Below are 1,344 nucleotides of genomic sequence, written 5' to 3'. Positions count from 1 at the left end.
ATAATTGAGAATTTTTTATCCAAAAAAAAAGGAGATTTGCTCTTTATTTTTTGGGTGGGACATGGGTTGCTTACCTCCGAACGAGAACGCAGGCTATTTTGTGCTGATGCCACATCTCAAAATTGGCGAAACCTAGATTTGAATTCTTTGCTCCTTTTATTAGCTTCCGATTGGTTTGGGATTCGGAATCATATTTGCATGGTTGATGCCTGTGCCAATTATGTTTTGGAGTCGAAAGGAAGACCAACGAACTTCAAGGGTAAAGAATTTTCTAGTGGTAGCCCCAGGCAAGACATTCAACAGTTTGTATTGCTTGCCACCAGAGAAGGAGAAACAGCAAAGGTTAACACTAAAAGTCAAACAGGATATTTCTCTCAAGCAGTCAGAGAGGTACTTGAACAGGAAGCTTTGGAATCTTGGCCTCCAAATATGGAGGTAATTGCTGAAAAAGTCAAACGGCAATTTGCCAGTTTAGATAAAAAACAATTACCAACTTACTTTTATCGTCGCAGTTGGGATGGAGATGTAGATATTTCTTCTCCAAAGTTAAACGATGAATCTGTAAAAAATATCTCAGCGAAGTCATCAACTTTGTTCATTCCAGACACCACAACTTTCGATTTTGAAGTGGTGACTGTGAATGCACAAGGTAGAGAAACCAAACGGTGCACGGAACAGGGAAAGTACTTTCTAGAAAGTTTGGACAATGAAGTTTGCCTAGAAATGCTTTGCATCCCAGATGGGAAATTTTCAATGGGAGCACCCAAAGAAGAATTTGAATCTGATGAAGATGAGCGTCCCCAACATTTAGTCACTGTAAAATCTTTCTTTATGAGTCGTTATCCTATCACTCAGGCGCAGTGGAGAGTGGTTGCAGAATTTCCAAAAATTCAACGCGAACTTGATTTAGAACCATCCTATTTTAAAGGAGATAACTTACCTGTAGAGCTAGTTTCCTGGCGTGATGCACAAGAGTTTTGTGCGCGACTATCGCAGCAAACAGGACGAATATATCGCTTACCCAGTGAAGCCGAGTGGGAATATGCTTGTCGCGCTAGAACAAAAACCCCATTCCATTTTGGTGCAACAATCACAACACATCTGGCAAACTATTGTGGAGAAGACGCCAATGAAATTTATAAACAACAGACAACCCAGGTTGGTATTTTTCCACCTAATACCTTCGGACTATGCGATATGCATGGGTTAGTCTGGGAATGGTGTGAGGACTATCAACACGAAGACTATCAAGGCGCACCATTAGATGGAAGTTCATGGATGAATGATGGAAATTCTGAATATCGAATATTGCGGGGTGGTTCTTGGGATTCTTCTCCTCGTTTC

General features: G+C 40.8%; 1 protein-coding gene. It reads left to right on the top strand.

The window, feature by feature from the left end; all coding sequences use genetic code 11:
* Positions 1 to 36: 36 nt before the first annotated feature.
* Positions 37 to 1,344, top strand: a 1,308-nt coding sequence (locus AC5590_RS32500; RefSeq protein WP_248277447.1) for a formylglycine-generating enzyme family protein, incomplete at its 3' end; no start/stop codon positions are given.

Source organism: Brasilonema octagenarum UFV-OR1 (assembly GCF_963888615.1).
GTDB lineage: Bacteria > Cyanobacteriota > Cyanobacteriia > Cyanobacteriales > Nostocaceae > Brasilonema > Brasilonema sennae.
The sequence above is the reverse complement of the archived record's forward strand: the minus strand, read 5'-3'. Positions and strand labels throughout refer to the sequence as shown.